Here is a 15925-nt window from a genome sequence, read left to right as displayed (position 1 = left end):
CCGACACCGACCGTTACCCCCGGCGCCGCGCACCCGACGGTTTCCGTCCGGCGGCAGCCGACCGGGTCCGCGTTACGCTCAAACAACGGCGCAGAATCGTACCTCCTGCCCCATTGCTCCACCGTCCACCACGAGCAGACAAGGGAGTCAGCCTCCGTGGCCATCTCCGTCTTCGACCTCTTCTCCATCGGCATCGGCCCCTCCAGCTCCCACACCGTCGGCCCGATGCGCGCCGCCCGGATGTTCGTCGGACGCCTCAAGAAGGACGGCCTGCTCGCCCAGACGGTCAGCGTCCGCGCCGAACTCTTCGGCTCCCTGGGCGCCACCGGCCACGGCCACGGCACCCCCAAGGCCGTCCTCCTCGGCCTCGAAGGCCACTCCCCCCGCACCGTGGACGTCGAATCCGCCGACGACGAGGTCGAGCGCATCCGCACCACCAAGCGCCTGCGCCTGCTCGGGGCGGAAATAGGCACCACCCATGAGATCGACTTCGACGAAGCCACCGAACTCATCCTCCACCGCCGCCGCGCCCTGCCCTACCACGCCAACGGGATGACGCTCTTCGCGTATGACGCCACCGGTGCGCCCCTGCTGGAGAAGACCTACTACTCGGTCGGCGGCGGCTTCGTCATCGACGAGGACGCGGTGGCCGGCGAGAACCCGATCGTCCCCGACGACACCGCCCTGACCCACCCCTTCCGCACCGGCGACGAACTCCTGCGCCTCTCCCACGACACCGGCCTGTCCATCTCCGCCCTCATGCTGGAGAACGAGAAGGCCTGGCGCACCGAGGACGAGATCCGCGCCGGACTGCTGGAGATCTGGCAGGTCATGCAGGCCTGCGTCACCCGCGGCATGTCCCGCGAGGGCATCCTGCCCGGCGGCCTCAAGGTCCGCCGCCGCGCCGCCCACTCCGCCCGCCAGCTGCGCTCGGAGGGCGACGCCACCGCCCACGCCATGGAGTGGACCACCCTCTATGCGATGGCCGTGAACGAGGAGAACGCCGCGGGCGGGCGCGTGGTGACGGCGCCCACCAACGGCGCTGCCGGCATCATCCCCGCCGTCCTGCACTACTACATCAACTTCGTGCCCGGGGCCGACGAGGACGGCATCGTCCGCTTCCTGCTCGCGGCCGGTGCGATCGGCATGCTCTTCAAGGAGAACGCCTCGATCTCCGGCGCCGAGGTCGGCTGCCAGGGCGAGGTCGGCTCCGCCTGCTCGATGGCCGCCGGCGGCCTCGCCGAGGTCCTGGGCGGCTCGCCCGAGCAGGTCGAGAACGCCGCCGAGATCGGCATGGAACACAACCTCGGCCTGACCTGCGACCCCGTCGGCGGCCTCGTGCAGATCCCCTGCATCGAGCGCAACGGCATGGCCGCCGTCAAGGCCGTCACCGCCGCCCGCATGGCGCTGCGCGGCGACGGCCGCCACCATGTCTCCCTCGACAAGGTCATCAAGACCATGAAGGACACCGGCGCCGACATGAGCGTCAAGTACAAGGAGACGGCGCGGGGCGGTCTGGCCGTCAACATCATCGAGTGCTGAGGACGGGGTGGACGGCGATGTCGAGGACAGCGCCTGCCACCCGCCGGGTGTGAGCCGCCGGGCCGGGTGAACCGGCAGGCGGGCCCACCGGTCCGGGCTACCTGCCGATCTCCCAGGCGAAGGGCGGGAGTTCGCGGGCCCGCGAGTAGATCTCCAGGGCCTGGCTCGTGGGGACGAAGGGGTGGACGCGGGCGCCTTCGAGGCCGGCCAGCAGACGGGCGCAGTGGTGGACGCAGCCGGCGACCTCCCTGCCCTGGCGGTCGACGAGGGTGGCGGCCTCCCGCGGTCCCTCGCACGGGGTCGGGTCCTTGGCGGCGGCGGCCGCGCAGCGGCGGGGGGCGGGATCGGCGGTCCCGTCGGCCGACGGGCGCGGCGGTGAAGCGTCGAGAGGCTGGTTCATCGGTGGGTCCCCCTGATGGTGCGGACGTGCCGTGAGCGGCGCCGGTGGCGGAATCGCTTCCGTCGTCACGGCACCTCACGACAGTGCTGCTCGGCGCGGGACGCGTCCATGCCCGCCTTGGGGAAGACCTGGTCCGATCGTCATCTGTTCATGGGAATGCGCATATGCAGGGGGGATGCGCGCTATGGGGCTTCTGCCGGCCCGCATCGGGAGGGGTCCCGGCGGGGGACGGCGAACGGCTCCAGGAGCAGGGCGAGGGCCAGCAGGGCCGCCGCCAGGAGCCAGCCTCCGAGGACATCGCCGGGCCAGTGGACGCGCAGGGCGACACGGGTGAGGCCGACTCCGGCGGCCCAGAGGGCGAGCACCACGTACCAGGTGCGGGCGACGGAAGGCCGGGCCCGTCGGGCGATGCCCCAGGCCAGGATTCCGGCCGCCAGCGCCGAGGTGGTGGCATGGCCGGAGGGGAACGCGTAGCCGGAGGCCCGCCCGGCCCAGTCGGCGGCGGGCGGGCGGGGGCGGGCGAGCAGTTCCATCAGGCCGTAACGGATCGCCTGGCCGACGGCGAGGACGACGAGGGCGCAGAGCACCGCGCGGAGCCGGCCCGCCGCGTCCCGGCCGGCCAGCAGGCCGGCGAGTACTGCCAGCAGATAGGGGACCGGCCCGGTGCCGGTGGCGGTCAGCGCACCGGCCATGGAGCGCAGGGGCTCCCCGTGGTGGGCGGCGGACCAGCGGATGGCCGCCCGTTCGGGAGCGACCGGGGCTCCGTGCCGTACGGACACGGTGATCGCCAGGGCGGCGAAGAGCGCGGCGCAGACCGCGGCGAAGAGGAGGAGCGGGGCCGTACGGGAGCGGCGCCGCGGCCCAGCCCGCAGTACCGGCTCCGTCCCCTGCCGTGACGGCTGTGGCTGCGGACCCGGTCCCTGCTCGGACGCCGTCACCGTGCGGCCACCAGCGGGCGCAGCCGGGTGGCGCGGATCCGGTCGACGGCGGGGGCCGCGCGGCGGGCGAGCGGGGTGAGTCCCCGGGCGACGAGGGCGCCGACGAGCAGGCCGGCGGCGACGTCGTGCGGGTAGTGGGCGCCGACCCAGACGCGGGAGGCCGCCATCAGGAGCGCGGCCGGTACGGCGATCCGGCCCAGCTGCCGGTCGCACAGCAGCAGCGCGACCGCGGCCGCCGCCACGAGGGCGGAGTGGTTGCTGGGGAAGGACCAGTCGCCGGGCCCGGGACAGACCTCGATGGTGACGGCGTGGAGCGTCCGGCAGGGCCGTGGTTCGCCGACGAAGGTCTTGGCGAGGTCGTTGACGAGAAAGGCGGTGACCACGACGACGGGGGTGGCCAGCGCGGTCGCCATCGCGCCGGCGTCGCGGGTCCGCGCCCGCCACCAGCCGATCAGCATCAGGACGGCGAAGAGGGCGAGGCCGTAGTCGGTGCCGTACGTGATGAGGGTGTTGAGGTCGTGCGGGGTGTGGCGGGCGAGCCAGGTGATCCGGGTGTAGAGGCCGCCGTCGATCGAGGCTCCCCCGAAGGCGAGGTGGGTCACGGGGGTTCTCCTTGGCGGATCGGCAGCTCGGCGGCTGGGTGCGGTGGTGCGGACGGGCGGTCGGCCGGTGGTTCAGGCGCCGGGCGGCGGGGTCGGGTCGGGGGCCGGGTGCGGGCGCCTGCGGGAGCGGAGCAGTTCGACGGCGAGCGGGGCCAGCGACACCAGCACCACCAGGGCGACCAGCGGCAGCAGATAGCGGTCGACGTTCGGTACGGACGACCCCAGGGCGTAGCCGGCGAGGGTGAGGCCGAGCGTCCAGAGCAGGCCGCCGGCGATCTGCCAGAGGGCGAAGGTGCGGGCGGGCACGCCCAGGGCGCCGGCCAGCGGGTTCAGCACGGTGCGCACGACGGGGACGAAGCGGGCCAGGACGAGGGCCTTGGCGTGGCCGTAGCGGGCGAGGAGCGCCTCGGCGCGGGCGGCGCCCTCGTGCAGCCGGCGGGCGCGGCTGCGGGCCAGCAGGGCGCGGCCGCCACGCCGGCCGATCCAGAATCCGGTCTGGGAGCCGGCGAGCGCCCCGACGACGGCGGCCGTGAGCACCTGCGGCAGCGCGAGGTGGACCCCGCCGCCGGTGCCCGGGGCGCACAGCAGACCGGCGGTGAACAGCAGCGAGTCGCCGGGCAGGAAGAAACCCACCAACAGCCCTGTCTCGGCGAAGAGCGCGACAGCGACGCCCAGCGCGCCGAACGCGGCCAGCAGCGATCCGGCGTCGAGCACGTTCACGGCCTGGTTGACCGCTGTCACCTGCGAAAATGCGGCGGCGGCAGACATGTCGGCGGCCCCTTACATAATGGGTTGCGGGCCGGCTTCCGGCCGACCCGGCCGACTACAGTCACGTAGACGGTCTACGGAACTGTAGACGACGAAAAGGTCAAGGGCGATCCATGTCGGAGACATCACCCGTGCAGCGGCGCCCCTCAGGCGAGCTGGAGGCGAGCGTGCTCGCGGCGCTCTGGGCGGCCGAGGGGCCGCTGAGCCCCGCCGAGGTCCAGAGCGCGCTGGGCGGCCGGCTCGCGCGGACCACCGTCACCACGATCCTGACCCGGCTGCACGACAAGGGAGCGGTCTCCCGCTCCCGGGCCGGCCGCGGGTTCGCGTACTCGCCGATACAGGACTCCGCGGGGCTGACCGCCCGGCGGATGCGCAGCGAGCTCGACAAGCAGGACGACCGCGGCACCGCGCTCGCCCGCTTCGTCTCGCAGCTGTCCAGCGAGGACGAGCAGGTACTGCGGTCCCTCCTGGAGGGCGCGGAGGGCGGCGCCCCCGAGGGGCCGGAAGCCGGTCCGCAGCCCGGTCCCGGGGCCGGGCCGTGATCTTCGCCGTATGGATTCCCCTGCTGATGCCGCTGCTCGCGGTTCCGGCCGCCCGCCGGCTGGCGCAGTCGCTGCCACCGCGCGCCGCGGCCTGGCTGCTGACGGGCTGCGCGGCCGCGCTGGCCGCCTGCACGGCCGCGGCGCTCGGCCTGGTGATGGCCGCCGGGGCGCTGCGCCTGCCGCCGGTCGCCGCCCTGGGCCGTCTCTCCCTGCCGCTGCTCGGCGGCGATCCCGTCGTCTCGGTCCCCGCGGCCGGTGTCGCCGCGGCGCTGCTCACCGCCTGTGCGCTCGCCGTGGTCCACCGCACCCTCCGCCATCACACCGAGCTGCGCACCGCCCGGCGCACCACCGGCGCACATCCCCCGTCGGGCGATCTGTGCGTAATGCCGGACTCCGCGCCCGATGCCTACGCCCTGCCGGGCCGCCCGGGCCGGGTGGTGGTCACGGCCGGGATGCTGCGGGCGCTGCCCCCGGACGAGCGGGAGGCGCTGTTCGCCCATGAGCGCGCCCATCTCGCGGGCCGGCACCACCTCTTCCTGCTCACGGTCGCGCTGGCCGCGGTCTGTCATCCGCTGCTCCGGTCCCTGCGCGCGCCCCTCGCCTACGCCCTGGAGCGCTGGGCCGATGAATCGGCCGCGTCCCGGGTGGGCGACCGCCGTGTCACGGCCCGCGCCATCGGCCGCGCCGCGCTGGCCGCCCGCCCCGCTGCCGCGGCGGCGCACCGTCCCGGCACCGTCCTCGCCGCGACGGCCGGGCCGGTACCCCGCCGGGTCGCCGCCCTGCTGGCCCCCGAGCGGGCCGTGGACCACCCTCCGGTGCGCGCCGGTCTCCACGGCCGCCGTCTGATCGCCGCGGCCCTGCTGGCCTGCGTCACGTTCTCCGCAGCCGCCGCCCTGGACGCCGCGGCCGATCTGCACGAGACGGTGGAGGTCGCCCAGGGGGAGGCGGCGCGCTGACGGGCCGGGGAGGGCGGGCGCGCACGGAACGCCGCCGGGCATCCTGGCGCTGCGCCCTGACGGGCCGGGAGGTCAGGCGCCCCGTGCTACGCGCCCGGCCCGGTCCCCGTAGCGGACCCCGCTCCCGTCCCCCCGCCCTTCCCCCTCCCGACCGTGAAGCCCAGGGTGGCGCCGCCGCCCGGACGGCGGGTGGCGAAGGCATGGCCGCCGTGGGCGGTGGCGATCTCGCGGACGATGGCGAGGCCGAGGCCGGAGCCGGGCAGACCGCGGGCCGTCGCGGCCCGGTAGAAGCGGTCGAAGACCCGGGTGAGGTCGGCGTCCGTGATACCGGGGCCGCGGTCGAGGACCTCGATGCGGGCGCCGGTGACGAGGACCTCGATCGGCTCCGTGCCGCCCGCGTCGAACTTGGCGGCGTTCTCCAGCAGATTGGTGAGCGCACGGTGCAGCGCGGCGGACCGCCCCTCGACCACCGCCGGGCGGATGGTCCGTACGGTGATCTCGCGTCCGGTGCGGCGGCGGGCCGAGGCCGCCGCCTTCTCCGCGACATCGGCCAGGCTCACGTCGGAGAGCGGGTCGTCGTCACGCTGTCCGGCCGCCAGATCCACCAGCTCGTTGACCAGATCGCTGAGTTCACGGGCCTCCCCCGCCAGATCGGCCAGCAGCTCGTCGCGGGCGTCCGGGGGCAGCTCGTCGAACCGCTTGAGCAACGAGATGTTCGTCCGGAGCGAGGTCAGCGGGGTGCGCAGCTCGTGGCCGGCGTCCTGGACAAGGCGCTGCTGGTCCTGGACGGCGCTGGCCAGCCGGCCGAGCATGTCGTCGAAGGCCCGCCCGAGCCGGGCGACCTCGTCCCGCCCCGCCACCGGTACCGGCACGTCCAGCCGCCCGTGTTCCGCCACCTTCTCGGCGACCGAGGTCAGCCGCACCAGCCGGCCGGTGATCCGGCGCGCCAGCCACCAGCCGCCCGCACCGGACAGCGCGATGACCGCGGCGGCCAGCAGGGCGGTGCGCTGCTGGAGCGCCGAGAGCAGATCCTCGGTCTCGCTGAACTTCTGCGCGACCTGCACCGCACCGCGGCCGCCGCCGAGCGCCACCGTCGCGACGTGGTACTCCTCGTCGCCGATGTCCGCCTCCCGCTCCGTGTCCCGGCCGGCCTGCGCGCCGGTGGCGATCCGGCGTTCCGCGGCGCCGACCGGGAGGGCCGGGCGCCCCGGCTCCACGATCCGGCCGCCGGCGCCCAGGATCTGCACCTCGGTACGGGTGGGCCGGGTGAGGTCGTCGCGCGGCCCGTCGTGGTCGGGGTCGGCGCTCGTGTAGTCGGCCGGCACGAACTGCTTCTCCTGGACCTGGCTGCGCAGATCCCGTACGACCTGCGAGAACACCGACTTCTCGTCGACCCGTACCAGCCGGGCCGCCGCGTCGTAGCTGAGGAATCCGACGAGCAGGGTCACCGCCGCGGCCCCCGCCGCGAACGCCACGGCGAAGGCCGTGCGCAGGCTGGCGGGCTTTCGGGTGCGCAGCCAGGCGGCCGACCCGCCGCTCCGCCAGGAGCGCAGCCGGCTCCGCAGCCGGGCGCGCAGCCGGCGATCGGGACGGGTGCGGGGACCGGTCCCGGTGCGGTCGCGGGGGCCGGACATCTCAGTCCTCCCGCAGCACGTAACCGACGCCGCGCACCGTGTGGATCAGCGGGCGGCTGCCCGGGACGTCGACCTTGCGCCGCAGATAACCCACATACACCGCGAGGTTCTTCGAGCCGGGCCCGAAGTCGTAGCCCCAGATGCGGTCGTAGATCGTCGAATGGTCCAGGACGATCCCGGCGTTGCGGGCCAGCAGCTCCAGCAGCTCGAATTCGGTCCGGGTCAGCTCCAGCTCCCGCTCTCCGCGCCAGGCGCGGCGCGAGGGACCGTCGATCCGCAGATCCGCCGCCTCGACGACACCGCTGTCCGCCACCCTGGCGTCGTACGGCCCCTCGGCCGCCTCGTCCTCGTCGCGGCCGCCGGAACCGGCGGCCGCGCCGCCCTCCTCCGTCGCCGCTGCCGCCGTCGTCCGCCGCAGCAGCGCCCGCAGCCGGGCGAAGACCTCTTCGACTTCGAACGGCTTGACCACGTAGTCGTCCGCCCCGGCATCCAGACCGGCGATCCGGTCGGCCGTCTCGACCCGGGCGGTGAGCATCAGGATCGGGGTGCGGTCCTGCTCGGCCCGCAGCACCTGGCACACCTGGAGCCCGTCGATCCCCGGCATCATCACATCCAGCAGGATCACATCGGGCCGCTCACGGTGCGCGGCGGCCAGCGCCTGAATGCCGTCGGCAACAGCGGTGACCTGGTACCCCTCCAGCGTCAGGGCACGCTCCAGCGCGGTGCGGATGGGGCGGTCGTCCTCGGCGAGCAGCACGGAATGGGTCACCCGGCAAGTCTGCCAAGGGCCCGGAGGTGCGGCGGCGGGCGGCCGGTCCGGCGGTCGCTTTCTTACCCGGATCTCACCCGCGGTTCTTACCGGGCTCTCACCGTCGCCACGCCATCGGCTTACCCCTTACCGCCACGGTTGCCCCGTGCCGGACGGGCCGGGCGCGGCGACCGGACCGCGAACGTACCGGCCGGTCGGATCGAACGACTCGGCACATCTCGGGGAAGAGCACGACACCGTATGAAGATCACCCTCCTGCTGCACAACGCCTATGCCATCGGCGGCACCATCCGCACCACCTTCAACCTCGCGGCCGCGCTCGCCGGCCGGCATGACGTCGAGATCGTCTCGATGCTGCGGCACCGCGAGGTCCCGCGGTTCACCCTGGATCCGCGGGTGCGGCTGATACCGCTGGTGGACACCCGGGTGGGCAGCGAGGACATGGCCGATCCGCTCTTCGGTGAGCCCGCCCGGGACTTCCCGCTCGCCGAGAAGCGGCACCACCAGTACAGCCGGCTGGTCGACCTCCGCGCCGCGGAGTTCCTGCGCACCACCGACGCGGACGTGCTGATCGGCACCCGGCCCGGCATCAATGTCTACCTGGCGCGGTTCGGCCCCCGCCGGGCGCTGCGGATCGCCCAGGAGCACCTCCGCTACGACGCCCACAGCAAGCGGCTCCGGACCGAGCTCGCCCCGCATTACCGGACGCTGGACGCCGTGGTCACCACCACCGAGGCGGATGCCTCCGTCTATCTCGCACGGATGCCGCTGCCCGGCGTGCGGGTCCTGGCCGTGCCCAACATCGTGCCCGCGCCGGCCGGGCGGCCGTCCGAGGGCACCGCGAAGGTGATCGCGGCGGCCGGCCGGCTGGTCCGCGGCAAGCGCTTCGACCTGCTGATCGAGGCGTTCTCCGCGGTCGCCGCCAAGCACCCCGACTGGCGGCTGCGGATACACGGCGGCGGCGCCGAGCGCGCACAGCTCCAAGGGCTGATCGACGGGCTCGGGCTGAGCGAGCAGGCGGAGCTGACCGGGCCGCGCTCCCCGATAGAGGCGGAGTTCGCCAAGGCGTCGATCGTCGCCTCGGCCTCGGACGCGGAGTCCTTCGGCATGACCATCGTCGAGGCGATGCGCTGCGGAGTGCCCGTCGTCAGCACCGACTGCCCGCTGGGCCCGGCCGAGATCATCCACGACGGTACGGACGGGCTGCTGGTGCCGCGCGGCGACGGCCGGGCGCTGGCCGCCGCTCTCCTCCAGCTCGTCGAGGACCCGCAGCGCCGCAGCGAGATGGCCCGTACCGCGCTGGAGAGTTCGCGCCGCTACGACCCGGAGCCGATCGCCGAGCGCTACCAACTCCTCTTCCAGGAGCTGCGGTCGACGCGCGGGAGCCGCGCCCGGCAGCGCGTCCTCGGCCGCGCCCGCGCCCGCGCACGACGGCTGGTACGACGCGCCCTGCGGCGCTGAAGCAGCCGTCTTCCGGCCCGCGGGGCCGGTCCGGCCGGCGAAACCGGCCGCCTCAACTTGACCGCGGCACAAGGAACTTCCCGACCGCAGCCTGGCGTCCCCGGTAGCGAACATGCTGAACTGCTGGAAAGCGAACAGGCACCACCGCCGGAACAAGGCTGCCGCGCAGCAAGAAACGCCGGCTCGCAGGAAATCCGATCACCGAAACGCAGGACCAGGAACCCGGGAACCCAGGAACCCAGGAACCCGGGAACGCCCGGAACACGCTGCAACGCAGGGGACGCTTCGAGCAGTTGACGCTTCGAATCCGCAGGTCCGATCGGCAGGAGGCCGTTCATGCTGCATGGTGTCGATGTCAGCTCCTACAACACTTCGTACTCCGCCGAGGGGCTGGACTTCGTTTTCGTCAAGGCCACCGAAGGCCGCTCCTACATCAATCCGCATCAGTCCGCGCAGGCGTCAAAGGCCCGTAAAGCGGGCTGTGTGGTCGGTTTCTACCACTTTCTGTGGCCGGGGAATATCGCCGCCCAGGCGAGATACTTCGTCGAGAAATGTGTATCGGTCCAGGGCGACCTCCTCGCCTGCGACTGGGAGCGCACCGGCGAGGGGACGTACGCGAGCAACGCGCAGAAGGACCAGTTCCTGGCCGAGGTGAAGAAGCTGCGGCCCACCCACCGGGTGATGCTCTACTGCAACCGCGATTTCTGGCTCAACCACGACACCACGTCCTACGCGGCCGACGGCCTGTGGATCGCCGACTACGTCTCCGCCGGGCATCCGCGGATCAAGGCGAAGTGGCGTATCCACCAGTACACCGACCGGCCCCTGGACAAGGATGTCGCGGACTTCTCGACCAAGGCCGCCCTCAAGAAGTGGGCGCACCCGGCATAAGGTTTCCTACCGGCGCGCCTTTCCGCGCCCCCAGGAACCGCGCCTACGCAGCGGGGAACACTGCGTAGGCGGCACAGGAGCAGCGCGTCACCCCCACCGCACGACGCAGCACGAGAACAAGAGGAGCAGCCGTGACCGACCCGGCGTCCAAGGCCCTGCAACAGGAGATCGCCCGGGATCTCCAGGTGACCGCGTCCTTCGACGCCGAGCAGGAAATCGAGCGCCGGGTGACCTTCCTCACGGAACGGCTGACCTCCACGGGCCTGCGCTCCCTGGTCCTGGGGATCAGCGGCGGCGTCGACTCCACCACCACCGGCCGGCTCTGCCAGCTCGCCGTGGAGCGGGCCCGCGCCGCCGGGCACGACGCGACGTTCTACGCGATGCGGCTGCCGTACGGCGTCCAGGCGGACGAGAAGGACGCTCAGCGGGCGCTGGAGTTCATCCGCGCCGACCGGGAGCTGACCGTCGACATCCGCCCGGCGAGCGACGCGGCCCTCCAGGCCGCGGTGGACGGCGGGCTCACCTTCCGCGACGCCCACCACCAGGACTTCATCCAGGGCAACATCAAGGCGCGCCAGCGCATGATCGCGCAGTACGCGGTCGCGGGTGCGCACGACGGCCTGGTCGTGGGCACCGACCACGCGGCCGAGGCGGTCTCCGGCTTCTTCACGAAGTTCGGTGACGGTGCGGCCGATGTGGTGCCGCTCACCGGGCTGACCAAGCGCCGGGTGCGCGCGGTGTCGGCGGCGCTGGGCGCCCCTCAGGAGCTGGTGCACAAGGTGCCGACGGCCGACCTGGAGACGCTCGACCCGGGCAAGCCGGACGAGGACGCGCTCGGTGTGAGCTACGACCAGATCGACGACTTCCTGGAGGGCGAGCCGGTCGACGCCGCGGCCGCCGAGGCCATCGTCCGCCGCTACCGCCTCACGGACCACAAGCGGGCGCTGCCGCTGACTCCCTGAGGGGCGGGCGCTGCCGTCGCCCCCGGAGGGCGGCAGCGCCCGGGGCGGCTGCGGGGCGGCTTCTGGCGGCTCGGAGCTGCGCTGCGGCTGCGCGCAACGGCCGCTGAGCTCTCCCCCGCCCCCGTAACGTCCCCGGCCCCGCCCCCGCCCGTCATGGACCGGCAAGGCGACCGTCACCGTCCCGGTGCTAAATCGTGGGCGTGAGCGGGCATGCATGCGGCCATGGGAAGCCGCGAAGTGCGATCGGAAGATCAACTGTCAGTGGGGCCGCCTAGGCTCCAAGACATGGGTTACGCAAACCTGCGCGAACTCCAGACCGCGCTGACCACCGCCTCCGACCTTGCCTCGTCCCTGCAATCCGCGCCGACCCGGCGCGATGCGGACCAGCTCGTCGACGTCCTCCGGCAGGCGCTGACCGCTGCCGGCTCACTGGGCGCCGAGACCGGCCCGACCGGCTGCGCCATACATCCGAACGGCGCGGTCGACCCGTTGTACGGCGACCCGGAGGACCCCCTCCCGCCGGGCTACGGAAAGTGTCTGCTCTGCAACGACCGCCGGCGCAGAGCGGACGCCCACCACCCGCACCCCCGCCCGCATCCGCGCTGGCGCCGTCGGCTGAGCGCCTAGGCAAGGCGCCCAGAGTCCGACCGGCCGGACCGCTGCGGCCAGGGCCGGACTACCATCCGCGCATGCGACCTGCCACATACAGCGATGAGGACCTGGAACAGCACTCCCTGCGGCGACGGGTGCCCGACGACGGGCAGCGGTCCGGCTTCGAGCACGACGTCGACCGGATCCTGTATTCGACGCAGTGGCGGGCACTGGCCGGCAAGAGCCAGGTGGTGGCCAGCGCCGAGCTGGGCGCGTACCACACCCGGCTGACCCACTCGATGAAGGTGGCTCAGCTCGGCCGGCGGATGGCCGAGCGCCTGGAGCGCCGATACGGCGGGCCGAATCCGGCGCTCGTCGAGGCGGCGTGCATGGCCCACGACATCGGCCATCCGCCCTTCGGGCACGCGGGTGAGCTGGCGCTGCGCGCCACGATGGACGAGCTGCACTTCGCGGACGGTGTGCTGGACAGCTTCGAGGGCAATGCACAGACCCTGCGGGTGCTGACCTTCCTCGCCGCCCACAAATATCCGGGCCATCGCGGTCTGCACCTGACCCGCGCCTGTCTGGACGCCGCCACCAAATACCCATGGGAGCGGGCGCCCGTCGACCAGGATCCGGCGCGGCATGTGAAGTGGGGGGTGTATGTCGCCGACCGGGAGGCGTTCTCGTGGGTGCGGGCCGGCCGTACGGACACCGCCGTGCCGGTCGAGGAGCAGGTCATGGACTGGGCGGACGATGTCACCTACGCCTGCCATGACGTCGAGGACTTCTACCGCACGGGCCTGATCCCGCTGGCCGCGCTGTTCCCGCCGGACGGTGCCGCGGGTGCCGACACCGAGCGGGAGATCCGCCGCTTCCTGGATTACGTCCAGGCCAAGCGGGCGCGGGAGGGTGAGGCCTTCGACCGTGCCGCGGCGCTGGTGATGATGGCGGACATCGGCAAGCGGCTGGCGGTGCCCGCTCCGTACAGCGGCAGCCATGAGGACGCGGTCGCGGTCAACCGCCGCACGGCCGATCTGATCTCGTACTTCACCCGTGGGATCGAGCTGGAAGTGGGCGGCGCGGCCGCGATCCGCTACGGGGCGCAGCTGGTGATACCGCCGGAGCGGCGGGCCGCCTGCGATCTGCTCAAGGAGCTGGTGTGGTGCTATGTCATCGACCGCCCGGCGCTGGCGACCCAGCAGCACGGCAAGCGGCGGGTGGTGAGTGAGCTGCTGCGCTGGACCCATGACGCACCGGAGCTGCTGCCGCCGGACCGCGCCGAGGAGCTGTCGCTGCACGGCGACCGGCTGCGTGCCGCCGCGGACCATGTCGCCTCGCTGACCGAGGACCAGGCGCTGGCCCTGCACCGGCGGCTGTCCGGCACGGGCCTGGGGTCGGTCAACGACAACGTCTGGCTGTGAGCCCGGGGGCGGGAGGCCGGCGCCGTTTCGCAACGGCCCGGCCCCGCCCCCCGGCCACTCGGGCCCGCCCGGTGGCCATTCGGTCCCGCCCGCCGGTGGCTATTCCTTCCCACCGCGCGGCTGGTCGGCCACGTCCCGGGGCCGTTCCGTACCGCCCCCCGGCTGATCGACCTCGTCCCGGGCCTGTTCCGTACCGCCCCCCGGCCGGTCGGCCCCGCCCCGCGGCGGTTCCGTCCCGCCCCGGGGCTTCTTCTCCGGCCGTAGCGCGATACGGCCGAGCACGGCCGCGACGGCCAGCGCGGCCACCGCGATCAGCACCTGGTCCGGTACGCCGTTACCGATCCGCGTCGCCCATTCCTCGGCCCGGACTTCGGCGTCCGCGTCGAGGATCCCGGGCAGCGCGCTGGTCCCGTTGAACCGCAGGAACAGCACGCCGATGCCGATGAAGAACACCCCGGAAAGCACCGAGGTGGTGTGCAACCGCAGCTTGCCGAGGGTGAATTCACGGCCCCGCAGCCAGCCCCGGGTGCCGAGCTTGCAGCGGTCCCAGAGCAGCGCCAGCACGAACAGCGGCAGCGCCATGCCCAGCGCGTAGACGGCGAGCATCGAGGCGCCGTACACCGGTGAGCCGCTGACCGCCGTCACCGTCAGCACCGCGCCGAGGATCGGGCCCGCGCAGAAGCCGGCGAGGCCGTAGACACAGCCGAGCAGAAACGTGGAGACGGCCGACCGCGGGGTGATCCTCGCGGCGGCGGCCTGGGCGCGCCGGGAGGCGAAGCCCAGGCCGAGGATCTGGGCGAGACCCATCGCGATGACGACCCAGCCGCCGACGGCGATCAAGAGATCGCGGTGGCCGTTGAACAGCCGGCTGGCCGCCGTACTGGCCGCGCCGAGCGGCACCAGCGTCGTGGCCAGCCCCAGGTAGAACACGCCGGTACGGGCCATCAGCCGGCCGGGGGTGGAGAGGGAGTACGCGAAGAAGGCCGGCAGCAGCAGCGCGCTGCACGGGCTGAGCAGGGCCAGCGCCCCGCCCAGGAACGCCGCGAGGTAGCCGATGTCGGTCACTGCCCGGCCCCCTTGTCCGCCGGCCCGTTCTTGGCCTCCGGCCCCTTCTTGGCCGCGCGCGCCGCGGCGTCCTTGATGCCCTGCGCGAAGACCTCGGCGGGCTGGGCCCCGGCGACCGGCCGGCCGTTGATGAGGAAGGACGGCGTGGACTGCACCCCGAGCCGGTAGCCCTCGTCCTGGTCCTTCTTCAGTGCCCGCTCGGCGTCCGCGCTCTTCAGGTCCGCACGGAACTTCTCGATGTCGGCCACACCGCTGGTGCGGGCCAGGTCGACGAGCTTGTCCTCGGCAAGCGCCTTGCCCTTGCGGGTCTTGGCGTACAGCGCGTCGTGCAGCTGCCAGAACCTGCCCTGCTGCCCGGCGGCCCAGGAGGCGCGGGCGGCGCGCTCGGAGTCGGCGCCGAAGACGGTGAAGTTGCGGAATTCGATGCGCAGGGTGCCCGCGTCGACGAACTTCTTGATCAGTCCGGGCTGGGTCTCGCGGGTGAAGCGGCCGCAGAACGAGCACTGGTAGTCGGCGTATTCGACCAGGACCACCGGGGCGTCCTTCTTGCCGACGGCCAGTGGGTCGCCGTCCTGGCGCCGGCTGGTCCGCTCGGCCAGGTCGTCGAACATCTTCTGCTGTGCGGGATCTTCCTCGGGCTCGACGGAGGCGGCGGCCTCGGGGGCGCCGCCGCGGTCGGTGCCGCGGTCGCCCTCGACGGACTTGCCGATGGCGACCCCGATGGCGATGACGGCCACGACGAGGGCGATGACCGCGCCGATGGCGGCCAGTTTGCGGGTGGGAGAGGCGGAAACGGGCATGCGGAAGCTCCAGACGTACGCAGGGGGAATTCAGGCCGTGTGCGTCGGGACAGCGGCCTATATCCGCAGTACGGGCAGGAGCGTGGTGGGGTCGGTGGCGGGCGCGCCGTCGGTCGGTGGCCGGGCGAGCGCGCACTGCGCGGGCAGGTCCGCGGCGAGCGGCCCCGGGCCGGTGGTGGCGGGGGCGAGGGGCTCACCGCGGTGCGGGGCGGGCAGCGGGGCGGACTCGTCGGGCCCCGGCGCATGCCGGTCCGAGCACTTCTTGGGCGCGTGGACCACGGCGACGGGGGCGTCGGGATCGAGCTGCGGGCCGCTGTCGGCGGCAGCCGGCCGGGCCGGTGTGTCACCGCCCGCCGGGTTCGCGGCGTCCGGTGGAACCGCCGTCGCGTCCGGTGCGGCCGCCGGCGCGCCACCGGTGCGCCATGACGCCGCGGCCGTCGCCGCCCGGCCCGACAGCCAGGCCTGGTCGCCGCCGATGCGGCACAGCAGCGGACCGAAGGTGACGGCGAGGAGGAGCAGCAGCGTCAGCGTGCCCGACCGGCGCACGTGGTGCATGTTCCTCCTCTCCGTACCTGGCGCG

Annotated in this window: 17 protein-coding genes; 8 read left to right on the top strand and 9 right to left on the bottom strand. The window is 73.5% G+C overall.

What is annotated here, in order from left to right; genetic code table 11:
- The first annotated feature begins 156 nt into the window (after positions 1 to 156).
- On the top strand, positions 157 to 1542 hold the full coding sequence (locus IF67_RS0103865) for an L-serine ammonia-lyase (protein WP_030982101.1): 1386 nt from the start codon (positions 157 to 159) through the stop codon (positions 1540 to 1542).
- 97 nt (positions 1543 to 1639) lie between these two features.
- Here the strand turns inward: IF67_RS0103865 and IF67_RS0103860 are convergent, their stop codons facing one another.
- From IF67_RS0103860 to IF67_RS0103845, 4 genes are all read right to left on the bottom strand, one after another.
- Positions 1640 to 1942, bottom strand: coding sequence for a hypothetical protein (locus IF67_RS0103860; RefSeq protein ID WP_030982099.1), 303 nt, complete (start codon positions 1940 to 1942; stop codon positions 1640 to 1642).
- A gap of 182 nt (positions 1943 to 2124) precedes the next feature.
- Positions 2125 to 2880 (bottom strand): phosphatase PAP2 family protein, encoded by a 756-nt coding sequence (locus IF67_RS0103855; RefSeq protein WP_037838648.1) that lies wholly within the window; start codon positions 2878 to 2880, stop codon positions 2125 to 2127.
- Positions 2877 to 3482, bottom strand: a complete 606-nt coding sequence (locus IF67_RS0103850) for a phosphatase PAP2 family protein (protein WP_030982095.1) — start codon at positions 3480 to 3482, stop codon at positions 2877 to 2879. The genes IF67_RS0103855 and IF67_RS0103850 overlap by 4 nt, the downstream gene beginning before the upstream one ends.
- Before the next feature lie 72 nt (positions 3483 to 3554).
- Complete coding sequence (locus IF67_RS0103845; RefSeq protein WP_051817515.1) at positions 3555 to 4250, bottom strand: DedA family protein; 696 nt, start codon at positions 4248 to 4250, stop codon at positions 3555 to 3557.
- Positions 4251 to 4363: 113 nt separating this feature from the next.
- On the opposite strand from IF67_RS0103845, the gene IF67_RS0103840 reads away from it, so the two are divergent.
- A complete protein-coding gene (locus tag IF67_RS0103840) occupies positions 4364 to 4792 on the top strand; it encodes a BlaI/MecI/CopY family transcriptional regulator (RefSeq protein WP_030982092.1) in 429 nt (142 codons plus the stop codon).
- Entirely contained in the window at positions 4789 to 5748 is a 960-nt protein-coding gene (locus IF67_RS0103835) for a M56 family metallopeptidase (protein ID WP_030982090.1), read from the top strand. The genes IF67_RS0103840 and IF67_RS0103835 overlap by 4 nt, the downstream gene beginning before the upstream one ends.
- 86 nt (positions 5749 to 5834) lie before the next feature.
- Here the strand turns inward: IF67_RS0103835 and IF67_RS0103830 are convergent, their stop codons facing one another.
- Positions 5835 to 7382: a sensor histidine kinase gene (locus tag IF67_RS0103830; protein WP_030982089.1), complete on the bottom strand. Its 1548-nt coding sequence runs from the start codon at positions 7380 to 7382 to the stop codon at positions 5835 to 5837.
- A gap of 1 nt (position 7383) precedes the next feature.
- Positions 7384 to 8151 (bottom strand): response regulator transcription factor, encoded by a 768-nt coding sequence (locus IF67_RS0103825; RefSeq protein WP_199812673.1) that lies wholly within the window; start codon positions 8149 to 8151, stop codon positions 7384 to 7386.
- A 240-nt stretch (positions 8152 to 8391) separates the two neighbouring features.
- Here IF67_RS0103825 and IF67_RS0103820 point away from each other — a divergent pair, with 240 nt between their 5' ends.
- The 5 genes from IF67_RS0103820 (at position 8392) to dgt (ending at position 13480) form a co-directional block, all read left to right on the top strand.
- Positions 8392 to 9612 carry a glycosyltransferase family 4 protein gene (locus IF67_RS0103820; RefSeq protein ID WP_030982085.1) on the top strand — a complete coding sequence of 407 codons (1221 nt, stop codon included), beginning with the start codon at positions 8392 to 8394 and terminating at the stop codon, positions 9610 to 9612.
- A 336-nt stretch (positions 9613 to 9948) separates the two neighbouring features.
- Positions 9949 to 10503, top strand: a complete 555-nt coding sequence (locus IF67_RS0103815) for a GH25 family lysozyme (protein WP_030982083.1) — start codon at positions 9949 to 9951, stop codon at positions 10501 to 10503.
- A 131-nt stretch (positions 10504 to 10634) separates the two neighbouring features.
- Complete coding sequence (gene nadE, locus IF67_RS0103810; protein ID WP_030982081.1) at positions 10635 to 11465, top strand: ammonia-dependent NAD(+) synthetase; 831 nt, start codon at positions 10635 to 10637, stop codon at positions 11463 to 11465.
- Positions 11466 to 11750: 285 nt separating this feature from the next.
- On the top strand, positions 11751 to 12092 hold the full coding sequence (locus tag IF67_RS0103805; protein ID WP_030982079.1) for a hypothetical protein: 342 nt from the start codon (positions 11751 to 11753) through the stop codon (positions 12090 to 12092).
- Between the two features lie 62 nt (positions 12093 to 12154).
- Positions 12155 to 13480 (top strand): dGTP triphosphohydrolase, encoded by a 1326-nt coding sequence (dgt, locus tag IF67_RS0103800; RefSeq protein ID WP_234340957.1) that lies wholly within the window; start codon positions 12155 to 12157, stop codon positions 13478 to 13480.
- 99 nt (positions 13481 to 13579) lie between these two features.
- On the opposite strand, the gene IF67_RS0103795 is transcribed toward dgt, so the two are convergent.
- From IF67_RS0103795 to IF67_RS0103785, 3 genes are read right to left on the bottom strand one after another with little or no spacing between them, the layout of a single operon-like run.
- Positions 13580 to 14545, bottom strand: coding sequence for a cytochrome c biogenesis CcdA family protein (locus IF67_RS0103795; protein ID WP_234340956.1), 966 nt, complete (start codon positions 14543 to 14545; stop codon positions 13580 to 13582).
- Positions 14542 to 15345, bottom strand: a complete 804-nt coding sequence (locus IF67_RS0103790) for a DsbA family protein (protein WP_030982073.1) — start codon at positions 15343 to 15345, stop codon at positions 14542 to 14544. The genes IF67_RS0103795 and IF67_RS0103790 overlap by 4 nt, the downstream gene beginning before the upstream one ends.
- Before the next feature lie 57 nt (positions 15346 to 15402).
- Positions 15403 to 15900 carry a hypothetical protein gene (locus IF67_RS0103785; protein ID WP_030982071.1) on the bottom strand — a complete coding sequence of 166 codons (498 nt, stop codon included), beginning with the start codon at positions 15898 to 15900 and terminating at the stop codon, positions 15403 to 15405.
- Positions 15901 to 15925 lie beyond the last annotated feature (25 nt).

The organism is Streptomyces sp. NRRL S-1813 (genome assembly GCF_000719605.1).
Classification (GTDB): domain Bacteria; phylum Actinomycetota; class Actinomycetes; order Streptomycetales; family Streptomycetaceae; genus Streptomyces; species Streptomyces decoyicus.
Note: the sequence above shows the minus strand (reverse complement) of the source record. Positions and strands in the feature narration are given on the sequence as shown.

Coding starts and splice junctions, on each gene's coding strand:
- IF67_RS0103845 (WP_051817515.1), bottom strand. CDS start 4,250: ATGTCTGCCGCCGCCGCATTTTCGCAGGTGACAGCGGTCAACCAGGCC.
- IF67_RS0103805 (WP_030982079.1), top strand. CDS start 11,751: ATGGGTTACGCAAACCTGCGCGAACTCCAGACCGCGCTGACCACCGCC.
- IF67_RS0103785 (WP_030982071.1), bottom strand. CDS start 15,900: ATGCACCACGTGCGCCGGTCGGGCACGCTGACGCTGCTGCTCCTCCTC.
- IF67_RS0103840 (WP_030982092.1), top strand. CDS start 4,364: ATGTCGGAGACATCACCCGTGCAGCGGCGCCCCTCAGGCGAGCTGGAG.
- IF67_RS0103860 (WP_030982099.1), bottom strand. CDS start 1,942: ATGAACCAGCCTCTCGACGCTTCACCGCCGCGCCCGTCGGCCGACGGG.
- IF67_RS0103790 (WP_030982073.1), bottom strand. CDS start 15,345: ATGCCCGTTTCCGCCTCTCCCACCCGCAAACTGGCCGCCATCGGCGCG.
- IF67_RS0103815 (WP_030982083.1), top strand. CDS start 9,949: ATGCTGCATGGTGTCGATGTCAGCTCCTACAACACTTCGTACTCCGCC.
- dgt (WP_234340957.1), top strand. CDS start 12,155: ATGCGACCTGCCACATACAGCGATGAGGACCTGGAACAGCACTCCCTG.
- IF67_RS0103830 (WP_030982089.1), bottom strand. CDS start 7,382: ATGTCCGGCCCCCGCGACCGCACCGGGACCGGTCCCCGCACCCGTCCC.
- IF67_RS0103820 (WP_030982085.1), top strand. CDS start 8,392: ATGAAGATCACCCTCCTGCTGCACAACGCCTATGCCATCGGCGGCACC.